Raw genomic sequence first — 24907 nt, forward strand, 5'->3', positions numbered from 1 at the left:
TATCATGTTAAGGAAAGAGGTTTTCTCGTAAAACCTCTGGATTCTTAGTAATGGGTCTTCCGACGACGAGAAAGTTTGCGCCTGCATCCATGGCCGCTTGAGGTGTCATGACTCTCACTTGATCATCATGATCGCTACCTAACCTAATCCCAGGGCATACCTTGGTAAAATTCAGCGAAGCTTTTTCTTCAAATTCTTTTACAATCTCTAGATCCGCACCAGAACATACAATTCCTCTTACGCTAGATGCTGCAACTTCATTTAGTAAGCTCGTTAGTGCTTCTTTATGAGTGCGGCCCCAAATTCCTTCAATGTCATCTTCGTTGTGGGATGTAAGAATTGTTACGGCCAAGATTTCACAATTAGCAACGGCCTTTGAAATACTCTCTTGGGCAAGTTCAAGCATTTTTGCTCCACCAGTTGCATGAACTGTAAGGAAGCGTATATTTAGGCCCTCTAGTGTTGCACATGCCTTAGCAACGGTTGTTGGAATATCATGAAGTTTAAGATCGAGAAAAATTTGAACTTGATACTTGTGTGATAATTCTTTAACAAAATCTCTACCGTAGCGAAGAAATAATTCTAGGCCAACTTTAACATTCTTGATTTGTGGATAATCTGACAAGAGGCCGAAAACCTCTTGTCTCGTCATACCGTCAAGGGCAACAAATGTTTTATCCATTTGTCATCTCCTGTAGGCTTACTGGTGTCGACTGCTTTGAATGGGCCGCAATGATGGCCTTACAAACGGCATTGATATTTTCAATTCTTGTAAAACAAGGAACCGCATATTGAATTGCCGTATTTCTGATAAATTCTCCATCTGATTGAGATCGCCCTTGGTTTAGAGGTGTGTTAAGTACCATGGCAAGATCGTCATTTTTAATGGCCTCAAGCATTCCAATATTATTTGCATCATCGGCCAACTTATCAACGAGTGTCGCCTTAATTGCACATTCCTGCTTGAGGAAATGATAGGTACCTTTTGTGGCAAAAAACTTAAAGCCTAAAGAGTTTAGCTCTTTAATATTTTGAATGAGTTGCTCATCATCTTTTCTTGCTAATGATAGGAGAACAGACTTCTTATTGAGAAGGTCTGGGTAGTTGCCAAGATATGACTTTATCATAGCAAGGTCTCGATTCTTATCGATACCAAGTGTTTCTCCAGTTGATCTCATTTTTGGGCCAAGGATAATTGAGTCTTGAACAAAACGATCAAATGGGAATGTTGATTGTTTAATGATTTTATATTCACTTTCAAAATTGTGATGATTTTCGATTTCTTTACCAAGTAAGGCCTTCGTAGCAATGGCAGCAAGATTGACATCATAGGCCTTTGATAGGAATGGAATTGTTCTCGAACCTCTTGGGTTGGCCTCGATACAGTAGATTTCGTCACTTTTAAGTGCAAATTGAAAATTAATAGGGCCTGTGATTTCCATTGTGTTGGCCATATCTGTTGCAAGCTTTCTCATTTTTTCTACGATCTCTGGGCGGGCCTTCACTGGAGGAGAGATCATTCCAGAATCCCCTGAGTGAACACCTGCATATTCAATATGCTCGCAGATGGTAAAGACAGTATTTCCAGCTTTGTCTCGAATAAGATCCACATCGTACTCAAGTGCATTTGAGATATAGTTTTCAACCTGAAATGCGATTGTATTTTCATGAAGTGACTTAAGAGTTTCTTGTGGAAGGTTTTCAATATCTGCAGGGCCTTCAAAGATAAACATACTCTCTCCACCAATGACATAACTAGGTCTTATGATAACTGGGTATCCAATTTCAGTGATGGTATTAATAAGGTTCTTATACCCCCTAACTTCTTTTGAAGTTGTGTGGGCAAGATCAATTTCCTTCGTAAGAAGATCAAATCTTTTACGATCTTCAACAGTGTCTAATAGTTCAAGGCTTGGCCCTAAGAAGTTAAACTCTTGGTGCTTTGTTCTAAAAGGGGCCTCTAGGTGGGCGCGGATATTAATTCCAGTTTGGCCACTAAAAGATGTGATGACATGATTTGGATTCTCAAAAGCTAGAATCTCGTAAAGATCTTCTGAGAAAAGTGGTGTTAAGTACAGTCTGTCAGAGCTGTCATAATCTGTTGAAACAGTTTCTGGATTTGAGTTAAGAAGTATCGATTTAATCCCTTGCTCTTTTAATTCCATCGCGCTTTTTACACATGAGTAGTCAAATTCAATCCCTTGTCCAATGCGGTTAGGGCCTGAGCCAAAGATTGCACAACTTTCTTCTTCGATTCTTTGGACATCATTAAATTGTGTATAAGTTGAGTAGAAGTATGGTGTTAGGGCATTAAACTCACCAGAGCATGTGTCTACTGCTTTAAAAACAGGCCTAATAACGGCAGAGACTCTCTTATCTAAAATTTGTTCTTGGCTTTGACCTGATAGAAGGGCAAGGTACTTGTCTGAGAAGCCTTGCTTTTTTAATTCATAGAGTTCGTCGTTGTTTTCCAAGATTTGGGTATCTTGTCTTAGTTTTAATTCCTTATCGAGAAAACAAACCATTTGGTCGATGAACCAAGGTGTGATTGCACTTACTTCGTGAATTTTTTCTGGTGTAATACCAAATCTTAATGCTTCTAAAACAGTTAGAAGTGATAACTCTCTTTGGTTCTTTAATCTTTCAAGAAGATATTCTTCAGTAATAGGGTATGGTGTTGTCTTGAGCTGCTCTAAGCTTGGGATCTCAAGTCCTTGCTCTGTTGCTCTTAGTGCTTTCATGAAGGATTCGTTAAAGCTTCCTCCAAGGGCCAGAACTTCACCGACAGAGCGCATTTGTGGGCCTAAGATTTGAGAGCTTGAAGGGAATTTATTAAATGGAAAGATTGGAATCTTAATTGCCACATAATCGAGTGTCGGCTCAAATGCCACCGGTGAGATACGTGTGATATCATTTAGGATCTCAAAAAGAGTTAAGCCTACAGCAAGTCCTGCTGAGATTTTAGCAATAGGGTAGCCCGTGGCCTTCGAGGCAAGGGCCGAAGAGCGAGACACACGAGGGTTCATCTCAATGACAACAATATCATTTTCATCTTTCGGGTTAACGGCAAATTGAACGTTGGCCCCTCCGGCCACAACATTCATATGCTTGGCAATATTAAGAGACATTGTTCTTAGTTGTTGGTAGCAATGGTCTGAGATTGTTTGTGCTGGCGCAACTGTAATTGAGTCTCCTGTGTGGATCCCACAAGGATCAACGTTTTCGATCGAACAGATCACAACACCACAGCGATTCTTATCTACCATAACTTCGAGTTCTAGCTCTTTCCAACCTAGCAGGGACTTCTCCATTGTAATTGGAAATTTAATATCACTAGAAGAAAGGGTTTGGGCAAGCTCATCAAGGTTATGAACAAGGGCCGCACCTTTTCCACCGAGTGCAAAATCTCGTCTGATAATAAGTGGGAATTTAACTTGGTCATCAGCTAGTTCTAGTGCGTGATCAAAGCTTTTGGCACTAAATCTCTTTCCTGATTTATAACCTAGTTTATCGAGCTCTTTTGCAAACAATTCACGATCTTCTGTTTTCTCAATTGTGTCAATATTTGCACCTAAGAGTGCAACACCATTATCTTTTAGAAAGTTTTCCTTTTCTAGATCAATACACATATTGAGTGCTGTTTGCCCTCCCATTGTGGAAAGAACGGCGTCAACTTTTTCTTTTGCGATAATCTTTTTAATCGTCTCTTTTGTGATTGGTTCAATATAAGTACGGTGACTCATATCCTTATCTGTCATGATTGTGGCAGGGTTTGAGTTTAGAAGAACAACCTCAAAACCTAATTCTCTAAGAGACTTCAGGGCCTGGGTTCCACTGTAATCAAACTCTGAAGCTTGGCCAATTTTAATTGGGCCTGAACCAATTAGAAGGATCTTCTTATATGGAGAGTTTAGTTTTCCTTCATGATATTTTGGAAGCTCTTTTATTTCTTCAGTTGTTATCTTTTTAGCACCAGTTTTTAGAAAGTCTTTGATCTCGCTAAAAAAGATTGCTGCGTCTTTCGGCCCAGGGTTTGATTCCGGATGAAATTGAACACTTCTGATTCTTGAGTCATAACTTCTTAGTCCCTCAAGTGAACGATCAAATAGGGAAGTATATTCACAAAATAGTTTTAGTCCAAATTCGTTTTCTAGTCTCTTTTGATCAAATGAATCCTTTTCAATTGCATAACCATGATTTTGACTCGTGATAAGTAGATCTTGGTTATAGTGTGAATAGACTGGGTGATTTGCTCCTCGTTGGCCAAAAGGTAGCTTGATTGTTTCCATTTTACAGGCCAGGCCAATTAATTGGTGGCCAAGACAAATTCCTCGAATTGGAATATCAGTTTTTAAGAGCTCTTTTACCGTTTCTATTTCACTAGTGTAGAGCTTTGGGTCACCTGGCCCATTAGATAAAAAGACCATCCTTGGTCTATAATCCTCAACTTCATGTGCTGGCGTATGATGTGGGACAACCACAAGTGGGTATCCTAAATCTTTTAAGTAATTAACAATGGCCTTCTTGATACCGTAGTCGATGACAACAATCGGATTGTCTCCACTAGTGATAATCTTCTTCTCTTGAGATGACACTTTTGAAAGATCGTTACATTCAAGTTTATATATTGAAAAGTCGGGCGCTTGTTCAGATGTTGTGATGAGGCAACGGTGATCCTTGGATTTACAAGATAGATACTTAGTAAGAGCTCTTGTGTCCACATCACTTATTAGGGGCAGATCACAATTTTCTAGGAATTTATTATATGAGAAATTTCTTGCGATTAAACTAGCTGCGTAAGGTTTGTTTGAGTTTAAGCCTTGAGAGACTTCTTCGTTAAACTCATAATTTCCGACATGGGCCGTTGTGTAGATAATATGTTGACCAAGAAATGATGGGTCTGTGGCCGTTTCTTGATAACCAGTCATTCCTGTCGTAAAGGCCGCTTCTCCAAAAATACCATCTTGTAGACGATGATCGTTTTGCTGGAGATTTATATAGGCTTTGAAAATTGTTTGATCTGGAAAATGAAGGAAAATAGGAGTCGTTTTAAGAGATTTTTGAAAGAGTAATTCTTGAGATTGAGATAGGAGTGCATGCCTATCTAAATTTGCTTTCGTCATTTTCCGTCAGTCCTTTTAGTGCAGAGATTTTATTATAACGAGCACCGATTTTAGTGTCGCCATTAGTTATCATGGCCTCGATAATTGCCATGCGAATATAAATGGAATTTTCTACTTGTTTATGGGCCATCCATAAATCTGAATTAATAATTTCACTATCAACTTCAATCCCAATATTGGCAGGTCCAGGGTGGAAGATAGGTGGAACCTTTCCAGCTTCCTTACCAACTCTTATGAGGCGCTCAACATTGATTCCCCACTGTTGGTTATATGTCGACATATCAAAACTTTCTTCATGTCGTTCATTTTGAATTCTAAGCAGATAAATTGCATCTGAGTTTTTTAAGGTTCCTTCAAGATCATCACTTACTTTGATAAGGTCACTTGAAGGTAGGTGTGATGGCATAAATTCTTTAGGCCCACAAAGAGTTATCTGCATTCCAAATAATGGTAACAGGTCCATCAGGGAGTGAGTTACTCTTGAGTGTGTGCAGTCACCAACAATACAGATCTTCTTTGCGGCCAGCTCACCTTTGAAGTATTCTTTGAGAGTAAATAGGTCCAAGAGTGCCTGTGTCGGGTGTTGGTTTGTTCCATCACCACCATTAATGATTTTAATCGGTGGGTAGTCCTTAAATTGTTCCAGTAGTCTTGTTTCTGTCGTGCGTACAATACAAATATCAATTCCTTGATAGAAGAGAGTTAGTAGTGTCTGCTCCAGAGATTCACCTTTTTTTAGTGATGATTTCTCAGCGTCAAAATTGATATGAATTCCTTCAAGCTTTTTGATGGCCATTTCAAATGATAATTTTGTTCTAGTAGAATTCTCAAGAAAAGATGTTGCGACTGAAATTTTTCTTTTAAGGGGAAGTCTGGCCGGGGAACCTAATTTAAGTTCCTGGGCGCGGTGGAGGAGTTGCTCAACTTGCTCGCGGTTTAAATCTTCTATTCCTTCTAGAATAGATGGAAATCCAATCATGACATTCCAGTAGTGTTGAGATACATTTATTGAAGAAAGAATAATAAAGAGAAACTCACTTGGCCACAAAAAAAATGATATTTTTTTACGTGATATCGAGTTAAGGAAATTAAGTGTCGAAAAGCTCTGGCAAGAACCAATTCATTAATAATTTCAAAGAAATTCATAACCGTACCCAACTTGAAGCTTTGAAGAATGAGATCAAAGGTAACCTCTTTGAGTTTCTCGTTGCTAAAGAGATTTCTGTTTTAAATAAGATTGAAGCTAATTTTCTTAAGAATATTGATCATGAACTTTTAAAAATGATGCGTGAATATGAGAGTTGGTTGAGGCTTCATGCCCGTACTCTATTGGAAGAGTTACCAAAGCTTGCAAGAGAGATGGCCCGCTCGATTAATGAAAATATCAAGGGAAGTATCACGAATATTACAGTTGTCGGAAAATTGAGTGATCACCTTATTAAGTCCCAATTACATGAAGCAGATATTGTTGCCCAGGTTCTCTACAATGACGAAACTCGTATTATTCCTATTAGTTTAAAACTCGTTAAGAGTGGGGCCAATATTACAACAAAGTCGGCCGGGGCCAAGAGTATTTTTCAAAAGTACTTTAAGTCATATTCTGATATTGATTTTACTCAACACACTTTAAATGAATATATTGATCAAGAGTTTTCTCATTTTAATAAGAAGCTCTATGAACGTTATGATTTAGAATATTGTGGACGCTTTGATTCACAGTGGGAAATGACTCAACTTCCAGGAGAGTTGGAAGGTGCAGACCGTGAGGATTTATTTGAGCTTTATCGAAGCCTTATTAAACACTATCATAATATATTTACGGGACTGCTTGAAAAAGATAAGGATAAGTTTATTGCGTCCTTATTGCCTCTTATGGGCCTTGGTAATAAAGATGTTGTTCAAGGGATTTGTTTTTATAAGCACAACACATATAAGTTAGACTTTTGTCATGTTGTTAATTATGCCCAGGCCGCTAAGATTTCTATCTGTGAGCTTAATCCTGAGATATCATCTTTTAATATTGAAATTGAAAAGGATAAATTACAGATTCGTGTAAAGCCCATGAATAAATTTACGGCCCCATCGTATAAGATCAATTGTTCGATGAAATTTGATTACAAAAAGGATTAATATGTTTGATATCGTTCTATGCCAAAGAGACCTAGAAGAAATTAAAAAATGCTTTGGTGGCACTAGTAAATTTGAAATTCATGAGTTTCATGGAGATTCTCAATTGAGAGGATTCTTGAATGATGGAAAAACTGTTCTCTTAATTACGACCAAAAGTAGTGTTAAGCCTGACCTTTTTAATCTCTATCAGATGCCAAAGACTGGAAATTGTGAATACTACTATCTGTCTAAGTTAAATCTCAATAGTGATGAGCTTGAAGCATGTGAAAAATTCTTCCCTGAAGTGAGAGATATTTCTGTTTGTGCTGATTACTATAGTGCGGGAGGAGTTTTTTATATTGATCAAATCGATCCAGTTGGAATGCCTAATTTTACAAAAGAAGTCATGCCGGTTTTAAATCGCTACTTTAGCGAAGATGATTATAAAGAGGCCCTATTCTTGGATCGCGATGGTGTTTTAAATATCGATCATTCATATGTTCATAAGACGTCTGAGTTAGAACTCGTTGCGGGAGCCTATGAATTCCTCTTAGATGACTATAATAAGAAAAGACTTAAAATTGTTCTTACGAATCAGTCGGGTGTCTCAAAGGGGATGTTTGAGTATACTGATGTTGAAGTATTTAACGCTGCTTTAAATGAATCTCTTCACCATTTAATCGATGCTTTCTATATCGCTCCATTTGAGTTTACCAAGGGTGTTGGGCAGTATAAGTACCACTCTCTTTTAAGAAAACCTCATCCAGGTATGCTTCTTGAGGCGTGTTTTGATTTTGCTGTCGATCTTAAAAAATCGTATATGGTAGGGGATAAAGTTAGTGATCAACTAAATTTCCCACTTCTTGAAACGATTCATCTTAAGAATCGCTATCCTCTTGATGGAGTGAAGTATTTGGCAACCAATTTTGAAGAAGTGTTAAAATTTGCTAAGTCGTTGCCAAATAAGACAAATTGAGTCAAAATAGCTGCTATGTAAAAGGAATTACATATGAAAGCAATAGACTCGATGGGCCTAGTGAAATTAACTTCAATCTTTGCCCTTTTTATAACATTTTTTACTTCTAATACTTTTGCTCGTCCTCTAATGAGTTCTGAACTAGAGTTATCTCGTCAGTTAGATTCTCTTAAGGAGCAAAGTAAAGAATATATCTCTAATATAAGTTCTCGAACTAATGTGAAAGAGCTTCCTATATCAAAATACCTTTCTTTTGTTATCTTAAAAAATGGTTGTGCACCATTAGAGCAAACGATTGAAGAAATTGAACTTCAAGATGATTCCTTTCCTGATCAAAGCAAAGGACTACTTGAGAAGCTTAAGCTTTGTCGAAAATCAACGCGTGCACTTAAGGAATTTGATGTAAGTGAGCTTGACTCTAGCATTACTCAACGATTAAGTGAGGAATGATAAATTCAGCACATGAACTCTCATTCAATTAAATTCTATTATATTCACTCAACAAACCCTTATGTTAATTTGGCGTTTGAAGATTATCTCTTTCGCAAGCATCAATCAGAAAATAGTCAGGAGCAAATTCTCATTCTCTGGAAAAGCGCCCCAAGTATTGTCATGGGAAAGTTTCAAAACCCATGGCTAGAGTGTCAGGTTAAAAAGATCAGAGAGTTGGGAATTAATCTGGTTAGAAGGCAAAGTGGTGGTGGATGTGTCTATCACGATCTAGGAAATATGAATTACTCATTCATTAGTCCAAAGTCCTCTTATGATAAATCCATAAATGCATCCATTGTAGTTAGTGGGCTTAAGTCTTTAGGGATAAATGCTTTTGAGAATGAACGCCATGACCTTAGGCTCCTTCATAACGATGTGGATTATAAGATTTCAGGTTGTGCCTTTAAAGAAACAAAGCATAGTGCCCTTCACCATGGCACACTTCTTATTGACGCTAATTTGAATCAGTTAAATGATCTCCTGCGCTCTAAGCTCACGGCCGAAGCAGCTATGGGTGTCAAGTCTGTTCCTTCAAAGGTGATAAACTTAAAAGAAGTTAAAAGTGATATCAGCGAGTCTGAAATTGTTGACTCTATCATGAGCTCTTTTGAAGCGAATTACGATTCAAGATGTGACTCATTTGAATTAACTGAACAAGATATCTGCGTAACCGACTCTCTGATGGAGAAGATTCAGGCCAATATGAGTTGGGAGTGGGTATATGGGGCAACACCTAAATTCTCTTTCAAGTGCGGGGATTACTTGGTTACGGCAAAATACGCCAAAGTCATTGCTTGTGTGCCAGAAAATCCTTCTTTGATTGATCTAATTGTCGACAAGGATTATTATTTAACTAGAGTTGATCTTAAGTTAACTGAACAGCAGAGTGAATTTGTCGAGGAATGTCATCGTATTCTCTTTGTTTAAATACTCGGAGTTGAAATGAGAGAAACAATTCATATTATTCCTGGTGAGGCCATCATCAATGAAGGCGAAGAAAGTAATTGTATGTATCTGCTTAAAGAGGGAACTCTTGCGGTTTTTAAGAAGGTCGAGGGTAAAGACAAGCAAATTGGAACGATCTACAGTGGCGAATTCGTTGGTGAAGTAAGCTTTCTTGATAAGAGAGAGCGTTGTGCTACGGTGAAGGCCATTACGGATTGTGAACTTGAGATTTTTGATGCGCAGAAATTTAATGAGTTTATTGAATCAAGGCCTAAGTGGTTACAGAGTATGATGAAGACCCTGGCCGATAGGCTGAGATCAACTAACGAAAAAATAAAGGTGTAGGTTGAGGTTTTAACGATGAGCAGTCCAACAAATTTATTCATAAATGCTGACCAGTATCTAATTCGTGAAGGTGATGAGAGCACTGAAGTTTATATTCTTGAAGAAGGTACTCTAGGTGTCTTTAAGGTCAGAAACGATCAGGAAGTTAAGATTGGAACGATCTTTCCTGGAGAGTTAGTTGGTGAGATGAGCTTCTTTGATGGCGGACCTCGTTGTGCTACGATTAAGGCCCTGACAAACTCTAAGCTTATTGTTATTCCTTCGGTAAAGTTTGAAACCTACCTCAGTAAGCAGCCTAAGTGGTTTCGAAATCTTTTAGAAACTCTAATCGATCGTATTCGTAAGGCCTCAAGTCGAATAAGGCCAGAAGTTTAGCTATTTTTTAATTTCTTAAAATGATAGAGATTCTCATCTGTAATCTTATTGTGATCACATGACAGATGGTGAAGATTTTCTAAGTTTGCTAGGACTCTTGGGACTTCTTGAAATTGATTATTGTCGATATTAAGTCGCCTAAGCCCCGTAAGCCATTCAAATTCATTTGGAAGAGCTTCTAATTGATTATTTTGTAACTCAAGAGACTCAAGAGCTCTTTGTTCACAACACCAATTTGGAATTGTTTTAAGATTACAATTTGCTAGTTGAAGAATCTTTAAGCTTTGAAGATGACTTGCACTTAATTCATGGGAGTCACTAATGCCTTTAAGTTTTAGAACTTCAAGATCTTGAGCGTTTTTAAGAGTTAGCCGGCACTGCCCATGTGCTCCATCTGCATAGATATAGAGCTTCTTTAAAGCAGTAAGTTCACCGCAGTCGATGATAATATGGCATGTATGTTTAGCAGAGAATTCAAGTGTCTCTAGTTTCGAATATTGAGCAATATCCTTGCTGGCCTCGAAAGTATCCTGCTTCTTACTTAGCTTGATCAACATGCCACTATTGTAGCATAAGCTTTTAAAATTTAGAGATATTGAATAAACTTATTATTCTTATCGACTAAGATTTGTTTTGGTCTGATATCTTTTTGATCAGTCATTTGAAAGCCGATGATGATGACTTCGTGGCCTACATTAATAAGGTGGGCCGCTGCTCCATTTAAGCAGATTTCTCCCGAACCACGCTCGCCTTTGATGACATAAGTTTCAAGACGTGCTCCATTTGTATTAGAGACGATAAGAACTTTTTGTCCTGGCCATAAATCAACTAACTCAAGTAACTCTTCATCAATAGTGATTGAGCCAATATAGTTTAGGTCGGCCTGTGTAACCACGGCCTTGTGAATTTTTGATTGTAACATTTCACGCATAAGAGCTTTTTATCAAATTAGTTTTGGCCCGCCAATGAAAAATTAAGCTTTTGTTAACTTGTTCACCAAGAATTTACTTAATGACGACAATACTTATTGTTTTGACTCTGCCCCAGGGATACCTAAAAAGTATAGAATTGACGTCATTGGGCCATGGCTCATATGGTTTTGAGCATTTTTGCGCACGATGTCTTTGGCGTGGAAGGCTATTCCCAGTCCGGCCTGTGCTAGCATAGGCAGATCATTAGCACCGTCTCCAATAGCAACAACCTGTTCAAGTGAGATATTTTCTTGCTGTGCAATTAGGTTCACAAGAACGGCCTTCTGGTCGGCATTGATGATTGTACCCTTTACACGTCCTGTAAGTTCTCCGCCTTCAATTTCTAATTCGTTGGCAAAGGCGTAGTCTAGGTCTAGTTTTTCTTTTAAGTGGTTAGCAAAGTAAGTGAAGCCACCCGAGATGACAGCAACTTTGTAACCATATTTCTTGACTGTTCGAATAAAGTCTTCAACACCATCAGTGAGGGGAAGATTAAGTGAGATGTCTTGAAGAGTTTTCTCACTTAGGCCTTTAAGGTGTGAGACTCTTTCTATTAGTGATTGATTAAAATCGATTTCACCGTTCATGGCCCTTTCAGTGATCTCTGAAACCTTGGCCCCTATTCCGTGAACCTTGGCAAGTTCATCAATAACTTCGGCCTGAATAAGAGTTGAGTCCATATCAAATACGATGAGTCTCTTTGATCTTCTAAAGACGTCATCACGGATAAAGGCAATATCCGTATGATGATCATTACTTATATTAAGTAGATCAGATTTTACTTTATTTAAGGCCACCTTCTCTGGAACATCTGTTAGGACTTCAAGAGAGTTAAAACCTTCTTTCGATACATTATCAATGCGATAAATATTGATCCCGTTGAGGGCCAAGCATTGAGCAACATCTGAGATGAAGTCTGCTGAAATTTTCTTAGGTGCGACACAATTAAGAATAAAGCTATTGTATGGTGTTTTATAAGTTGTCTCTTTTCCGACAATTGAGTACTCAAGCTTGAGTCCCATCTCGTGGGCCGTAAAGAGTAGTTCTTTTAAAACATTTTGATTTTCACTTTTCTCTTTTCCTACTTTGATAACAAAAGAAAGCGAAAGTAAATTATGGGTGATGGCCTGGTTGATATCTGTTATATCAGTTTTATTTTCGCTGATTACCTTCATCAGGCTTGCAGTAATACCAGGGCGGTCTTGTCCTGAGACAGTGATAATAATTTCTTTTAAGCTATCTTCCATGATAATTAATCCTTCACTTTTGTTTTCGCTCTTTTCTGACTTCTGAAATTTTCTTAAAAAGGCCAAAGGTATAGACGAGGGCCGAGAAGACTGAAAAGACGAATGAAAGGTAAATGAGTATTGTTCCCACTAGAGGAAAAGAAAAGCCAAATGGTTTATCCCAGGCCATTAGCATTGGAATGGCCATCATTTGAAATGTTGTCTTCCATTTACCAAGTTGGTTAACACTTACTTTAAGACCTTTTTCCATCGCTAGTAAACGAAGGGCCGTCATATACATTTCACGCAGAACTAGAACAATGACAACAATCACGTTGACGCGATCAAGGGCCTGTAAAAGAATAAGAGATGAAACAACGAGGAATTTATCAGCAATTGGGTCAAGAAACGAACCAAAGACAGTAACGATATTTCTTTTTCGGGCAATATAACCATCAAAGAAGTCCGTTACCGAGGCCAAGACAAATGTCCAAGCTGCAATATAGCCAAGTGTTTTTACTGTGGCCTTAAAGATATTTTCTTCGAATAAACAGAGGTAAAGAGTCAGACAAATAACTGGAATAAGTGCGACACGAAAGATTGTGAGGCGATTTGGTAGATTATCGATTTCCCATTCGCTGAGGATTTCTTTTTGTGAGACTGTATTTTGCGTATTTTTTTCTGACATATTTACTCAATGAAGATTTTTCCTATTTATTAAACTTTAAACCTTCGGCCCATAAACGTCTATAATAATTAACATAAATTACTTAAATCGAATAAAAGGATAACTCGAGTTATGAAAAAGCATCTCAATCTTATTAAGACAGGTCACCAATCTATTGAAAAGCGTGTGTTTCCACGTTTTCCGTTCAGTTACTTAGTTTTTAAAAGAGAAGATAATTCAAAAAATTATCAAGTTCGAGATATTTCATATGGTGGAATGAGCTTAACGCTAAGTGATGGTGATATGGGTGCTCAGATGGATGAAAAGTTCTCTGGTGAGATCCATTGGTATGACCAAAAAGTAAAAGTAAAATGCCAAGTAAAAAGAGTTGAAAAAGACAATCTTGGGATTGAATTCATTAAAGATGATATCTTCGATAAAACCTTATTAAATTTTCTTTCAATAGCAAATGTGTCGAAAAATCTTAGACCGATTCACGAATATGACGAGCAGCTTGAGCTACCTGGTGGGCTTAAGACATGGCTGCGTTGTGATGGGCCATTTGAAATCTTTATTTGGCATCATAGAGACGGCGAAATCTCTAAGATCCAAATTCTTATGATGGATTCTATTCTTGAGTGGACTGATGGTGAAGGGATTCAAACTGGGAAAGTTCTCAATGTAAGAAGTTCTGATAAGCCGTTGACTCATGAAGAAGAATTCGAGTTCTTAATTGATACTCCAGTTGATCAAGACCGTTTAGACTTTGCTCGTGAGCTTGTTGCACATGTTCCAAAGAATCTTATTTCTGAAGGAGATCTTGAGTTTCTAACGCGAAAGGTTATTGGTTAATTTCCACTAAACTGCTTATTAGTTAGATTAAATTATTTATTTCAAAACGATGCTTTTCAATTGAAGTTTAACTCCTTAAAATAAAGCTAAATGTTTTGAATTAAAAGGATTGATAATGAATAGAAACCTCGCTTTGGAATTTGTAAGAGTAACTGAAATGGCCGCTATTAGCTCAGCTAGGCTAATGGGACGTGGTGACGAAAAGGCTGCAGATCAGGCGGCCGTCGATGCGATGAGAACGATGCTTGACTCTGTTGATTGCGACGCTACAGTTGTTATCGGTGAAGGTGAGCGCGATGAAGCTCCAATGCTCTACATCGGTGAAAAAGTTGGTTCTGGTAATGGGCCTGAGCTTGATATCGCCCTTGATCCACTTGAGGGAACAACAGTTTGTGCAAACGGTGGTTGGAACTCAATTGCTGTAATGGCCATTGCTGAAAAAGGTAACTTTCTAAACGCTCCTGATACATATATGGAAAAAATCGCAGTAGGTCCTGAAGGAAAGGGACTTATTAATATTGACGATACTCCTGCTGAAAATTTGAAGAGATTAGCAGAAGCAAAAAAATGTCGCATTCAAGACTTAACTGCCGTGATTCTCGATCGTCCACGCCACGAAGAATTGATTAGACAAGTAAGAGATGCTGGTGCTCGTATTCAGCTTATTGGTGATGGTGATGTTTCAGCTGCTATTGCTTGTTCAGAGCCAGATAGCGGTATTGATATTCTTTTTGGTACAGGTGGTGCTCCTGAAGGTGTTATTGCTGCCGCAGCACTTCGTTGTATTGGTGGAGACTTCCAAGGAAGACTTAAGCCAAGAAATGATGAGGAAATTGCACGTGCTAAAACAATGGGAATTGACGATATTAATAAGATCTACACAATTGATGAGCTAGCTTCTGGTAATGTTATGTTCTGTGCAACTGGTGTAACAGATGGAAGTTTCCTAAATGGTGTTAAGTTCAAGTCATGGGGTGCTGTGACTGAATCAATCGTTATGAGAAGTCAGTCGGGAACTATTAGAAGGATTACTGCTGAACATCGTTTTGATACAAAACCACGCTACTAATTATTTGATTACATACAAGGAAGTTGATTATGGCCAAGGCAAGCCGCACTGAAGTTTTTGATATTGATATTAATAAACTATATGACGTTATTGTTGACTTTGAATCATACCCAGAATTCGTACTAGGTGTTAATGATATCAAGGTTCATGATATGACTGATGAAAGTGGTGTTGTTGAATATTCAATTGATATGATAAAAAAATTAAATTATCACCTCGATATGGAAATGAGTAGGCCAAGCAAGGTTGCTTGGAGATTCAAGAAAGGTGATCTTTTTAAGATAAATGATGGTGGCTGGGATCTAAAGGATCTTGGTGATGGAAAGACAGAGGTAACTTATAGCTTAGAGATTGAAGTGAAGGGCTTTATTCCTGGATCTAAGATGATTGTAAATAAGTTAACTGAAACTTCTCTACCATCAATGATGAAAAGCTTCTACGAGCGTGCAAAAGGTCTGTGAGTCAATCATGAGCGAGTCTAAGAAAACAGATAAATCAGATGGAATTTTAGGTGATACGATAAAGAAAGTTGTCTCAATTGGTATTGGGGCAGCTTTTATGACTGAGGAATCAGTTAAGAAAGTCTTAGAAGACCTACCACTTCCTAAAGATATTGTTTCTGGGCTTGTAACTAATGCGAAGAAAACCAAAGAAGACTTTGTTGTTTCTGTTCGTGAAGAGCTTCGTAGTTACTTAAAGAACGTCGATCCGAAAACAATCGTTGAATCAATTCTTGAAGACTATGAAGTGACTGTAAGTTTTAAGAAAAAAGAAAATAAATCTGAAGAATGATCTCTGAAAATTATCAAAAAATTCTCGCGCAAGTAAGGGACAAGAATAAGCTCTTGGCCGTAACCAAGTATAGTGAATTTGAAGATATAAAAACAGTCTATGACCTAGGCCATCGAGACTTTGGCGAGAATCGTGTTGAGTCTCTTATGCCTAAGGCCCAAAAAGCGCTTGAACTTGGCCTTGGTGATATTAGATGGCACTTTATTGGGCATATTCAATCAAATAAGATTGCAAAGATTTGCCAAGTTCCAAATCTTAAAAGTGTTCAGTCCCTTGATAACTTAAAGCATATGCGTCTTTTTAATGAAAAACTTAATTCCCCTTGTGACTTCTATATTCAAGTCAACACAAGTGGTGAAGAGCAAAAGGGTGGACTCTGGGAGCTTGAATCTGTTAGAGACTTCATTAACCAGGCCAAGGATATGGCCAATATTCAAATCGTGGGCCTAATGACCATGGCCGCTGCTGATGGACTAGCTCCTCGTTTAAGCTTTCAAAAATTAGTGGATATTCGTGACGCTATTGATAAGGACTTAAAATTATCAATGGGCATGAGTGGTGATATGGACGATGCCCTTGAACTTGGCAGCGACTGTATTCGCGTTGGTAGCGCCATTTTTAAGGGATAATTATTGTATCCTTACTATCTAATTTCTAAAATTTACGCTCTATCTATCTGTAATTACAAACTGTATTAGCTTAAGCTTATAGCTAGCATTATTGACTTTAATTTATGCGAGCTGTAATTAATTTTTATCAACTTAATTAATCCGACTTGAACAATGGAGAGTCATTATGAGTACAGCAAATAATAATGAAAGAAAGGTTCCTGAATTAAGCCTAACTTCTTACACACAAGGCTCAACTGCTGAGCAGATTAAATTTGTGGACGAATTAATGTATGGCCTTAAAGAGTACGGTTTTATTATTCTTGATAACCACACGGTTGATCAGAATAAAGTTGATGAAGCCTACGATATGGTTAAGAAGTTCTTTTCTCTACCTGTAGAAACAAAACTAAACTACCAAGGTCAAAATGGTGGTCAACGTGGTTACACTCCATTTGGAATGGAGCACGCAAAAGATAGCAAGCACCCAGACTTAAAAGAGTTCTGGCACGTAGGGCGCGAGCTTGCAGCAACTTCACAGTATAAAGGTATTTACCCTGAAAATATTTGGCCGGCAGAAGTACCAGGATTCAAAGAGAAATTCCTTTCTCTTTACGAATCAATGGATGCTACTGCAAATATTCTTTTAGAGGCAATCGGTAAGGGACTAGATGTTCCTGCAGGTTTCTTTGAAGAGATGGTTAATGATGGAAATTCAATTTTAAGAACGATCCATTATCCACCAACAACTGGTCACGATACAACAAATTCAATCAGAGCAGGTGCTCATGAGGATATCAACTTAATCACAATGCTTGTTGGTGCAACATCATCTGGACTACAGCTGCTAGACCGCGATGGAACTTGGCTAGACGTAGATTCTAAACCAGGACAACTTGTTGTTGATTCTGGGGATATGATGGCAAGACTTACAAATAACGTACTTCCTGCAACTACTCACAGAGTAATTAATCCAGATAACTCTGGTGAAGAAAGATACTCAATGCCATACTTTGTCCACCCACACTCAAAAGCATCTCTAGCATGCCTAGAAAGCTGTATCGGTGAAGGTAAGAAGTGGGAAGATATCACGGCAGGTGATTTCCTAAACCAACGTCTTAGAGAAATTGGTCTAATTAAGTAAAGAAATGGTTGGGGAACCAGAACAACAATATTACGAGTAATACGATTTAGAAGAGGCCTCGCATTGCGAGGTCTTTTTTTATTTTGATGTTCACTAAATAGCTGTATGTCTAAATAGTGAACACTTTCCATTCTCTAAATGCTTATAATTTAATCATAAGTAGTGGCACTAGCTTTGCATATTAATTGCCATGCTATACCTAAAGAAAACGACTTTATTAAAGTTTGTCTCTATTCTTTTACTCAATCTCTTGATTGTGGCCTCGCCTACAACAGAGTTTCACCGCGAAATTCTTTCCATGAAAAGGGCCTCGTCAAAAGTTCTTTCACGCCTAAGAAATATGTCCAGAGTTAGCCACTCTGAGTTTCGTCGAGATGAGTACACTTCTGCGTATTATCAATTTGAAAATATTCATACGGCCATTAGAAAGTTTCATAAGAGAGTTTTAAAGAAGGGCCAATTAGGTCGTGATAAGAATGGTGAGTACTCAGATGAGCTTGCTTATAAAGAAACTCAAGAATTCATTAAGTACCTTGATGGCCTAATACCTATTTTTGTAAAAACCAAAGGCCATGACAAATTACCTTCATCTCGTAAGATCCTTGTTTCACAAATTTCCGCAAGTGCCCTTGCTCTTGTTGATTACTTAAAAGAAGAAGATATTTATGTCCAAGTTTCACGCTCGTTAAAAAATGTTGCAAAGACCTATCAGAAGCAACAAGAGTTTATTGCGCAAAAAGAGGAGCTACTAGCAGACTTCTATAATGCTCAAGATGAATTAGAAATTTCAATGATAAAAATGATTGATCACCTGTCTCAATTTATTAGACGCAATCATATGTCCAATCATGATCGTCGTCACGAGCGCTATACTAGGTCATCTTATGATTACCTAAAGCATAGAAAGATTTTTGAAAAAGTAGAAGATATGCTTGAAGACTTTGATATTAACGATGAGGCCAAGTTTATAAAGCTTACACAGCTTATGTCAGAGACTAGACAGTTAGTAAATCTTACAAAGACCAATACAAAAAGCGCTCGCATCCTCCTATCTCGTGTATACAAGGCATTCAACTTATTTTCTTTAGAGGCGAAAGACCTAAATAGTAAATTAGTTGTAACAAAACAAGATCCAACACTTGGGCTTAAAGAGACTGAGTATAAGTTTTATCGCGCAACACAGGCATGCTCTCTACTTGGAGGGCCTGGGAATATTCTTTTGAGAAGATCGATCGAAAGCGATATTGATCTTTTCGAAGATTTTAGTCCTCGTACTTCTGGAGCGATCAAGCTTATTGAATTTTTAAAATTTAATGATCGCAGCCTTGAGTTTAGACACGCTGAGATTATTACAGAAATAGAAAGAGATACTCGTATCAATACAATGGGATTTTACCCTCTAAGCTTTAACTGGGGTAAGGATGAAGAAGATAAGATGCCTCCATTTGTTGAGATCAAAAAAGGGTATCGAAAGTGTCACTCAGATGGTTGTGATACTTATGACGATTACCGCACGAACTTTGCTTGGCTAAGAGTGAATGAGAAGAGTGCAAAGAAGATGACTCGTCGAAAAGAGAAGGCCTTAAAGAAGGTCGAGAATAAAGAAGATTATGGAAAACTAGGTGTGTGTTCGGATTTTGTAAACTGGGCATTTGGTAATGTGATTACTTCAAATTGGAATCAAATTCCAATTGTAAGAAATCTTATTCAAATTATCTATCCACCAGAAGGACTACAGACGCCGGATAACCTCTATGACTCATATAAGACAGATGTCATTTGTGAGGTTGAGCGTAGAAAACTTAAGTACCCACACTATGTGAATGCTCATCATTTAAAAGAGCAGGTCTTAAGAGATTTAAACTCGCAAAATATTGCAATTAGTAATCACGCGAAGAAGACACTAAATGAATTAATTAAGAAAAATATAATGGATAACGAATTAAATCTGAACTATGACGTTATTAATTTTGAAACAAAGTAAGAACGAAAAGGAGAGAAGAGAATGAACAACAAAAAACAAAAACTTCTAGTTGCTGCATTTTTAATGTCGCAAGCTCCAGCAGTAATCGCTGGTTATTACAATTCATCTATTGAAGGGATTTCTCTGGATGGGATTTATACTCCAGAGAACCTAAGTAATATCTCAAAGACTGTTTGTAAGAAAGTCTATGATGATCCAAATATGGATAAAGAACATACTCAAATGTGTGAGCGTGGAGTTCAGTCTGCTCAGCGTATGGCCGCTGTATACGCAGCTGGAGAAGGGACTCACCTTGGTTGTGTTGATGGTTACCAACAAGGTCTTTACCGTGGATTCAACATGACTTCAAATCCTTCAGTGGATATCCTTAGAGATGAGCAACGTGCACTAAAAGGTGTAACAATTGAAAACGCAGTAGCTCTTGGTAAGAATAAGGCAGCACAAGACTCTCGTTACTCAACTGAGTCGGAAATCATTTCTCGCTTCAGAGATAATGTTAGAGATGATGCTTCACAAACTGTGACAGCTCCTTCAAGAGATTATTCAGATGTGTTAAAAGTACCTCGCTTTGAAGGTTTCGATGATGGTTACTCAAGAGATGGTAAAGGTGGATCTTTTAATGATGTTATCAATGCTGGATGGGTTTCTTCTTCATCTGCAATCGGAAAGAGAATTCATGCTCGTGCAGTCGCTAGACAATTTGGTCTTAGATCAAGCCTAGCTGATAAGTGTTCTTCAACTCCTATTTTATTCGATAAAGGTCTTCACACTGTTTCAATGTGGGATCTCTTCTCTGCTTACGGAGAGTATAATTTTAAAGATTATGGTTGGAAGTCAACATCTCGTGCATGGAATAAGTTCAAGGCATCAGATGAGCAAGAGGCAATTGCTTATCGTAATATTCAAGATGTTAAGGAAGCCTACCAGTATAAAATTGGTTACCACCAAAAAAGAGTCATCGTTGAAGTTGATGTTCTTGACGCCAATGGACAACCGACTGGGGAAAAGGAGCCTAAGAAAGACGCCAACGGACAATATGTTTATGAGGAAGTTGATGATTTAAACCGTCCAATCTTTGAAACACGCTACCGTACAGTTTCTGGAAAATCTGCACAAGACCTAAAGAATGTTTACGCAGATGCATTCTCTGAGTCATATAGAAATCTTGCTAAAGAACACTTTGGTAAGGCGTTCGTATCAACGCATACAATGGCACGTAACCTTGGTGAAGACTCTGGTAAGGCAGTAGGTCTAATAGTTGCTCGTGATCTTGCAAAACAACAAGCATATGATGAAGTTTATAAGGCACAATCTGCAACTTCATTTGCTAAAGAATATGAAAACCTATTTGTTTCCTCTTGGAATAAGAATTTCGAGTACTTCGTAAATAACCCAATGGTTGAGATTACAGGTTTTGATCTATCAGGGGATGGAAATGGAATCTTTACAAGAGGTGAGTCACTTAAGTCTGTTCTTGGTTTAAGAAACCTTGGTCTTAAGTCTGGAAATATCAAAGTTTCTCTTGATTCTTCATCTTTTGAATCAGGTTCAGCTCGCTCTGAATATGTAACGGCACCAGCTTCACTGAACTTTACTCATACTTCAGCAAAAGCTCAAGGTAAGCTTTCAAATAACCTAAGCGTATTTGATACAGCATACTTAACTGTTAGTATCGACGGAAGCGATATCAAAAAGGTTTATGAGCTTAAGAGTACTGACTCTAAGAGAATCGAGATCCTTGATGTTGCTCCAGTATATCAAGCAGAAACTCGTATCAACTCTGTAAACAGTGGGGATGCAACAGTATACGTTACAGTTAAGAACCCATCAAACTCAGAAACTTCAGCTTCAGTTGATATCTCTGTGGCAATGAACGATGGTAAGACTTATGCAGCTACTGCTTCAGCTCTAAAAGCTGGTGAATCAAAGAGAGTTCCTGTTCGTGTAACAGGAGTTGATCCATTATTTATCATCCAAAATGGGCTTTCTGGTAATGCAACATCAAAAGTTGGTGGAAGAGTTATGAATTCACGTAGAGCATCTGGTGCAAGCGTGAACTTTGATAAAGCAGTTGCAGATTACTTCAACTCAATCCTAACGAACTCAACAACTAACTTTGGTGATGATGGATACAAAGAAGATAGAGTTGAAACATTAATCTCTATCATCTTAACTGCTACTGAAAGAGAAATTAAAACTGATTGGGATAACAACGCAAAAGTTGCTAACACAATGATCGGTGCTCTTCAAAAAGAATATAAGGCCTCAGCAGCCGCTGGAAAGCTTAATGAAGAAGCAAAAGAAACATATAAAGTACTGGCCCAAGAGTTAGAGGCTTTATATGACTCAACATTTGGATACAAGGATTACATCAATCAACTTAAAGTATTCAATGGTGATCTTGAGACTCGTTCGAAGAAAGATCGTAAGAAAGACTAATCTTTAAAAATAGTCCAGAAATAAGAAGGGCCCGCATCTTGCGGGCCCTTTTATTTAGTCATAATTTTATTCAAATTATTGTGCTTCAACTACAGCTTGACCAGGCTTGAACCAACATAGTGGTCTTAGTCCAGTTGTGAAGTTCTCAGTTCTGTTACAAGTACCGATGTTAGCATCATTTTGATCTACATCTGTGTAAGCGTCAACAGTACATAGAGCACCTTGGAAGTAAGTATCTAGACGACACTGTGGTGCTGGGTGATTGTCATTAGTTTTAGAAACTACAGCTGGGTCTGGAGTGTCAAACTTAAGCTCAGTTGTCATGTTTCTTAGTGCTCTGAAAAGGTTAGCTAGTGACATACCTGCCATTGAACCTCTTAAACACATTGCATATTCATTTTCGTTAACAAAGTTTGTCTCACAGTTCTTAACTGCTACAGCTGGAACTTTAACTTCGCTCATGATTGAAGCGTTGTCGTCATTTTCCATAAACTTTCTTAGACACTTAGAAGTTGCGAAGTAATCAGCTTGACCTTCGTTTGAAGCCCAAGAAGATCCCCACCAGCTTGCTTTCTTTGGTGCTCCACCTAGGTGGTGACCAAGCTCGTGACATACAACAGATGCAAATCCGTCTCTAGTAATTGTTTCGTGTCTTGCTAGACCACCAAACATACTAACACGCCAAGTGTTACCAATTTGCTGAGCGTATGCGTTTACAGTTCCATCTTCCCATTTTCTTTCGATTTCTAAAGTCTTACCTTTAGCAGCGATAATTGGTGCATAGATCGCTTCAATCTTATCGATGATTTCATTGAATTCACCTTCAGAAATTGTGTTGATACTTTTAACATTTGAAGGAATCCATAGGTTGTTGTCTTCTACGATTCCTGTTGTTCCGTGCTCGTCACATGCGAAAGAAAAAGTCGATACACATGCAAGTAGTAGAGCTAAAATTCCTTTTTTCAAATCAGTCCTCCCTGAAAAGTATATTATTGATTTGCCAATTCTTTTTCTGGTTTAGCGTAGATATGATTTTTCTGAATTTTTTACACTATGTAAAAGTCTTTTTTTGATTTGGGCCTTAATGTAAGAATTTGTTGGTTTCTGAATGCTGTGATGCATTGTGAATGTGGTGGGATTTTTGCTCTGAATGTGTCTAACTTATTAAAATTATGATAAGATTTTATAGATATGAAGAAGCTAATTTTTATCACATTTTTTACACTCTCAGCTGTAAGTTATGGCCAAGGTAATGATCCGCTTGTTGATCAGATCATGCAGATGCGTGATGAAATGATGAAGCAGATGCAGGCAGGTGATAGCTTTGATTCTGAAATACAAAAGATGTTTGAGAGAATGCAGAAGATGGGACAGATCCAAGGTCTGCCTGATCGCTTCAATCGTCACGTCAATATGGTTGAATACTTTTGGCAGGATGCTGACACACTTGTTATCAAAGTATCTAAGGACGATGAGGTCAATATTGAAGTTAAAGAAGGACTTGTCATTATTAAAGGCCAAAAAGTTATCAAGTCGCCAAATGGTATTTCAAAATCATCTTTTACACAGTCGGTTCAAATACGTGCTGGCCTTGATTCAACATCTGTGAAGATGAATGTGAAGGATGGAAATATCGTTCTTGATTTTAAGGCATTAAAGAAAACTAAGCAGCGATAATCTCACCATTTAAATTTTCAAGAATTGAATAGAGCTTATGATTAAAGTCCTGAACGTTAAAAGGCTTGGTTAGGACTTCCTCTACATTTAACTTGGAAGCATCATGAATTTTTTCAACGTCAATATCGCCAGAGATTAGCATAATATGAGGGTAGTTCTCCTTCCTCTTTCCTTCCATGCTATTTACGCCGTAGAGCTGCTCGATATACTGAAGGACTTCTTGGCCACCCATTTCCGGTAGGTTTAGGTCAATGACGATAAGATCATAATTATCGTCTCTTATCATTTTGCAGGCATCGAGACCATTTGAGGCCATTGACACATTTGCGAAGTAGCCACTACTTGCAATAAGTGACTTTAGTGATTCTGATATTGTTCTTTTGTCGTCAATGATGAGTGCCTTCATGTTGATTTCCTTGTCTTGATTTCCGTATCAATTAAAATCGCAAAGTTGCTCTTAAATCTATAAACAATATGTCCTTATTTTAGTGCCACCGATAATTTTTTATAACTAAATTAATTCATAAGATTTATTAACGTTCTTAAACCATTGAAATAACGACTAAAGTCCTCAGCTAAGTTTGAGTAGAGGACTAAAGTATCCCTCCTAAGTTACCGATAAATAAATTATGAAAAGCTTCGCTGTGACGTTAATTACATTGATTGTGACAACTTATGCCTTTGGAATTAAGGAGACTTATTTCCATAAGCAAGAGTTTGATATTCCAAAAAGAGACTTGTCGATTATCGCTACTGACAAAGGTTTTTTTCCTTCGAAAGTAACAGCATTTGTAGGTGAGAAGCTTAATCTCTATGTCACTTCAGCGACAAATTTACCAAGTTGTCTTATTTTGAAAGAGCACGAAGTATACGTTGAGGCCAAGAAGGGTGAAGTTAGAGAAGCTTCTGTTTTTCTTGATACCCCTGGCCGCTTTAAATTCTATTGCCCATCAGGACAGATAAGTGGGACTTTAACTGTCATTGAGCATCCACGTGAAAAGGCAAAGAAAGACGAACAAAAAAGAGAGATTGCATCTCGTGAAAGTGAACGAGTGCGCGTATGGCGTCCAAAAGACGACTAGAGTAATTTATAAAAAGTGATTGTGAGGGATT

General features: G+C 37.9%; 25 protein-coding genes. 16 read left to right on the forward strand and 9 right to left on the reverse strand.

Annotation, left to right across the window (positions count from 1 at the left end):
• Window positions 1-7: 7 nt before the first annotated feature.
• Genes pyrF through ABMA78_RS12595 form a run of 3 tightly spaced genes read right to left on the reverse strand, consistent with a single transcriptional unit; the run spans window position 8 to window position 6171 of the window.
• Window positions 8-682, reverse strand: a complete 675-nt coding sequence (gene pyrF, locus ABMA78_RS12585; RefSeq protein ID WP_392860507.1) for an orotidine-5'-phosphate decarboxylase — start codon at window positions 680-682, stop codon at window positions 8-10.
• Window positions 675-5123, reverse strand: coding sequence for a carbamoyl-phosphate synthase large subunit (gene carB / locus ABMA78_RS12590; protein WP_392860508.1), 4449 nt, complete (start codon window positions 5121-5123; stop codon window positions 675-677). Before carB ends, pyrF begins: the two co-directional genes overlap by 8 nt.
• The gene (locus ABMA78_RS12595; RefSeq protein ID WP_392860510.1) at window positions 5101-6171 is read right to left on the reverse strand and encodes an aspartate carbamoyltransferase catalytic subunit; all 1071 of its coding nucleotides are present in this window, start codon (window positions 6169-6171) and stop codon (window positions 5101-5103) included. The genes carB and ABMA78_RS12595 overlap by 23 nt, the downstream gene beginning before the upstream one ends.
• Window positions 6172-6215: 44 nt before the next feature.
• Between ABMA78_RS12595 and ABMA78_RS12600 the strand changes: the two genes are divergently transcribed.
• From ABMA78_RS12600 to ABMA78_RS12625, 6 genes are read left to right on the forward strand one after another with little or no spacing between them, the layout of a single operon-like run.
• The gene (locus ABMA78_RS12600; RefSeq protein WP_392860512.1) at window positions 6216-7253 is read left to right on the forward strand and encodes a hypothetical protein; all 1038 of its coding nucleotides are present in this window, start codon (window positions 6216-6218) and stop codon (window positions 7251-7253) included.
• 1 nt (window position 7254) lies between these two features.
• Window positions 7255-8208, forward strand: coding sequence for an HAD-IIIA family hydrolase (locus ABMA78_RS12605; RefSeq protein WP_392860514.1), 954 nt, complete (start codon window positions 7255-7257; stop codon window positions 8206-8208).
• 33 nt (window positions 8209-8241) lie between these two features.
• Window positions 8242-8658 (forward strand): hypothetical protein, encoded by a 417-nt coding sequence (locus ABMA78_RS12610; protein WP_392860516.1) that lies wholly within the window; start codon window positions 8242-8244, stop codon window positions 8656-8658.
• A gap of 12 nt (window positions 8659-8670) precedes the next feature.
• Window positions 8671-9627, forward strand: a complete 957-nt coding sequence (locus tag ABMA78_RS12615) for a lipoate--protein ligase (RefSeq protein WP_392860517.1) — start codon at window positions 8671-8673, stop codon at window positions 9625-9627.
• A gap of 15 nt (window positions 9628-9642) precedes the next feature.
• Entirely contained in the window at window positions 9643-9990 is a 348-nt protein-coding gene (locus tag ABMA78_RS12620) for a Crp/Fnr family transcriptional regulator (protein WP_392860519.1), read from the forward strand.
• Window positions 9991-10005: 15 nt separating this feature from the next.
• Entirely contained in the window at window positions 10006-10365 is a 360-nt protein-coding gene (locus ABMA78_RS12625) for a Crp/Fnr family transcriptional regulator (protein WP_392860521.1), read from the forward strand.
• Here ABMA78_RS12625 and ABMA78_RS12630 read toward each other — a convergent pair.
• From ABMA78_RS12630 to pgsA, 4 genes are all read right to left on the reverse strand, one after another.
• Complete coding sequence (locus ABMA78_RS12630; protein ID WP_392860523.1) at window positions 10362-10922, reverse strand: leucine-rich repeat domain-containing protein; 561 nt, start codon at window positions 10920-10922, stop codon at window positions 10362-10364. The two genes, ABMA78_RS12625 and ABMA78_RS12630, sit on opposite strands and share 4 nt — an antisense overlap.
• Window positions 10923-10951: 29 nt before the next feature.
• Window positions 10952-11296, reverse strand: coding sequence for an aspartate 1-decarboxylase (panD, locus tag ABMA78_RS12635; protein ID WP_021267374.1), 345 nt, complete (start codon window positions 11294-11296; stop codon window positions 10952-10954).
• Between the two features lie 93 nt (window positions 11297-11389).
• A complete protein-coding gene (gene serB, locus ABMA78_RS12640; RefSeq protein ID WP_392860524.1) occupies window positions 11390-12583 on the reverse strand; it encodes a phosphoserine phosphatase SerB in 1194 nt (397 codons plus the stop codon).
• Between the two features lie 13 nt (window positions 12584-12596).
• A complete protein-coding gene (pgsA, locus tag ABMA78_RS12645) occupies window positions 12597-13250 on the reverse strand; it encodes a CDP-diacylglycerol--glycerol-3-phosphate 3-phosphatidyltransferase (protein WP_392860525.1) in 654 nt (217 codons plus the stop codon).
• A 111-nt stretch (window positions 13251-13361) separates the two neighbouring features.
• Between pgsA and ABMA78_RS12650 the strand changes: the two genes are divergently transcribed.
• The 8 genes from ABMA78_RS12650 to ABMA78_RS12685 all read left to right on the forward strand — a co-directional run bounded on the left by ABMA78_RS12650 (window position 13362) and on the right by ABMA78_RS12685 (window position 22117).
• Entirely contained in the window at window positions 13362-14081 is a 720-nt protein-coding gene (locus ABMA78_RS12650) for a PilZ domain-containing protein (protein WP_392860526.1), read from the forward strand.
• Window positions 14082-14196: 115 nt separating this feature from the next.
• Window positions 14197-15150, forward strand: a complete 954-nt coding sequence (gene glpX / locus ABMA78_RS12655) for a class II fructose-bisphosphatase (RefSeq protein ID WP_392860527.1) — start codon at window positions 14197-14199, stop codon at window positions 15148-15150.
• Between the two features lie 29 nt (window positions 15151-15179).
• A complete protein-coding gene (locus ABMA78_RS12660; protein WP_392860529.1) occupies window positions 15180-15611 on the forward strand; it encodes a type II toxin-antitoxin system RatA family toxin in 432 nt (143 codons plus the stop codon).
• 7 nt (window positions 15612-15618) lie between these two features.
• The gene (locus tag ABMA78_RS12665; protein WP_021267294.1) at window positions 15619-15942 is read left to right on the forward strand and encodes a hypothetical protein; all 324 of its coding nucleotides are present in this window, start codon (window positions 15619-15621) and stop codon (window positions 15940-15942) included.
• Window positions 15939-16571: a YggS family pyridoxal phosphate-dependent enzyme gene (locus ABMA78_RS12670; RefSeq protein WP_392860530.1), complete on the forward strand. Its 633-nt coding sequence runs from the start codon at window positions 15939-15941 to the stop codon at window positions 16569-16571. Before ABMA78_RS12665 ends, ABMA78_RS12670 begins: the two co-directional genes overlap by 4 nt.
• Before the next feature lie 166 nt (window positions 16572-16737).
• The gene (locus tag ABMA78_RS12675) at window positions 16738-17694 is read left to right on the forward strand and encodes an isopenicillin N synthase family dioxygenase (RefSeq protein ID WP_392860531.1); all 957 of its coding nucleotides are present in this window, start codon (window positions 16738-16740) and stop codon (window positions 17692-17694) included.
• 298 nt (window positions 17695-17992) lie between these two features.
• Entirely contained in the window at window positions 17993-19678 is a 1686-nt protein-coding gene (locus ABMA78_RS12680) for a hypothetical protein (RefSeq protein ID WP_392860532.1), read from the forward strand.
• Window positions 19679-19699: 21 nt separating this feature from the next.
• Entirely contained in the window at window positions 19700-22117 is a 2418-nt protein-coding gene (locus ABMA78_RS12685; protein WP_392860533.1) for a hypothetical protein, read from the forward strand.
• A 75-nt stretch (window positions 22118-22192) separates the two neighbouring features.
• Here ABMA78_RS12685 and ABMA78_RS12690 read toward each other — a convergent pair whose 3' ends face one another.
• Window positions 22193-23083: a hypothetical protein gene (locus ABMA78_RS12690; RefSeq protein ID WP_392860534.1), complete on the reverse strand. Its 891-nt coding sequence runs from the start codon at window positions 23081-23083 to the stop codon at window positions 22193-22195.
• Between the two features lie 225 nt (window positions 23084-23308).
• Here ABMA78_RS12690 and ABMA78_RS12695 point away from each other — a divergent pair, with 225 nt between their 5' ends.
• Window positions 23309-23794, forward strand: a complete 486-nt coding sequence (locus ABMA78_RS12695) for an Hsp20/alpha crystallin family protein (protein ID WP_392860536.1) — start codon at window positions 23309-23311, stop codon at window positions 23792-23794.
• Here the strand turns inward: ABMA78_RS12695 and ABMA78_RS12700 are convergent.
• A complete protein-coding gene (locus tag ABMA78_RS12700; RefSeq protein WP_392860538.1) occupies window positions 23781-24200 on the reverse strand; it encodes a response regulator in 420 nt (139 codons plus the stop codon). The genes ABMA78_RS12695 and ABMA78_RS12700 overlap by 14 nt on opposite strands.
• A 223-nt stretch (window positions 24201-24423) precedes the next feature.
• Between ABMA78_RS12700 and ABMA78_RS12705 the strand changes: the two genes are divergently transcribed.
• The gene (locus tag ABMA78_RS12705) at window positions 24424-24876 is read left to right on the forward strand and encodes a hypothetical protein (RefSeq protein ID WP_392860539.1); all 453 of its coding nucleotides are present in this window, start codon (window positions 24424-24426) and stop codon (window positions 24874-24876) included.
• Window positions 24877-24907 lie beyond the last annotated feature (31 nt).

The sequence above is a fragment of the Halobacteriovorax sp. RZ-2 genome, from assembly GCF_043196685.1.
Classification (GTDB): domain Bacteria; phylum Bdellovibrionota; class Bacteriovoracia; order Bacteriovoracales; family Bacteriovoracaceae; genus Halobacteriovorax_A.

Excerpts from the sequence above, each read along its gene's own strand:
- ABMA78_RS12685 (WP_392860533.1), top strand. The coding sequence starts at position 19,700 with ATGAACAACAAAAAACAAAAACTTCTAGTTGCTGCATTTTTAATGTCG.
- panD (WP_021267374.1), bottom strand. The coding sequence starts at position 11,296 with ATGCGTGAAATGTTACAATCAAAAATTCACAAGGCCGTGGTTACACAG.
- ABMA78_RS12680 (WP_392860532.1), top strand. The coding sequence starts at position 17,993 with ATGAAAAGGGCCTCGTCAAAAGTTCTTTCACGCCTAAGAAATATGTCC.
- pgsA (WP_392860525.1), bottom strand. The coding sequence starts at position 13,250 with ATGTCAGAAAAAAATACGCAAAATACAGTCTCACAAAAAGAAATCCTC.
- ABMA78_RS12675 (WP_392860531.1), top strand. The coding sequence starts at position 16,738 with ATGAGTACAGCAAATAATAATGAAAGAAAGGTTCCTGAATTAAGCCTA.
- ABMA78_RS12695 (WP_392860536.1), top strand. The coding sequence starts at position 23,309 with ATGAAGAAGCTAATTTTTATCACATTTTTTACACTCTCAGCTGTAAGT.
- ABMA78_RS12650 (WP_392860526.1), top strand. The coding sequence starts at position 13,362 with ATGAAAAAGCATCTCAATCTTATTAAGACAGGTCACCAATCTATTGAA.
- ABMA78_RS12605 (WP_392860514.1), top strand. The coding sequence starts at position 7,255 with ATGTTTGATATCGTTCTATGCCAAAGAGACCTAGAAGAAATTAAAAAA.
- ABMA78_RS12630 (WP_392860523.1), bottom strand. The coding sequence starts at position 10,922 with ATGTTGATCAAGCTAAGTAAGAAGCAGGATACTTTCGAGGCCAGCAAG.
- glpX (WP_392860527.1), top strand. The coding sequence starts at position 14,197 with ATGAATAGAAACCTCGCTTTGGAATTTGTAAGAGTAACTGAAATGGCC.
- ABMA78_RS12660 (WP_392860529.1), top strand. The coding sequence starts at position 15,180 with ATGGCCAAGGCAAGCCGCACTGAAGTTTTTGATATTGATATTAATAAA.
- ABMA78_RS12610 (WP_392860516.1), top strand. The coding sequence starts at position 8,242 with ATGAAAGCAATAGACTCGATGGGCCTAGTGAAATTAACTTCAATCTTT.
- ABMA78_RS12625 (WP_392860521.1), top strand. The coding sequence starts at position 10,006 with ATGAGCAGTCCAACAAATTTATTCATAAATGCTGACCAGTATCTAATT.
- pyrF (WP_392860507.1), bottom strand. The coding sequence starts at position 682 with ATGGATAAAACATTTGTTGCCCTTGACGGTATGACGAGACAAGAGGTT.
- ABMA78_RS12705 (WP_392860539.1), top strand. The coding sequence starts at position 24,424 with ATGAAAAGCTTCGCTGTGACGTTAATTACATTGATTGTGACAACTTAT.
- ABMA78_RS12700 (WP_392860538.1), bottom strand. The coding sequence starts at position 24,200 with ATGAAGGCACTCATCATTGACGACAAAAGAACAATATCAGAATCACTA.
- ABMA78_RS12615 (WP_392860517.1), top strand. The coding sequence starts at position 8,671 with ATGAACTCTCATTCAATTAAATTCTATTATATTCACTCAACAAACCCT.
- ABMA78_RS12620 (WP_392860519.1), top strand. The coding sequence starts at position 9,643 with ATGAGAGAAACAATTCATATTATTCCTGGTGAGGCCATCATCAATGAA.
- ABMA78_RS12665 (WP_021267294.1), top strand. The coding sequence starts at position 15,619 with ATGAGCGAGTCTAAGAAAACAGATAAATCAGATGGAATTTTAGGTGAT.
- ABMA78_RS12670 (WP_392860530.1), top strand. The coding sequence starts at position 15,939 with ATGATCTCTGAAAATTATCAAAAAATTCTCGCGCAAGTAAGGGACAAG.
- carB (WP_392860508.1), bottom strand. The coding sequence starts at position 5,123 with ATGACGAAAGCAAATTTAGATAGGCATGCACTCCTATCTCAATCTCAA.
- serB (WP_392860524.1), bottom strand. The coding sequence starts at position 12,583 with ATGGAAGATAGCTTAAAAGAAATTATTATCACTGTCTCAGGACAAGAC.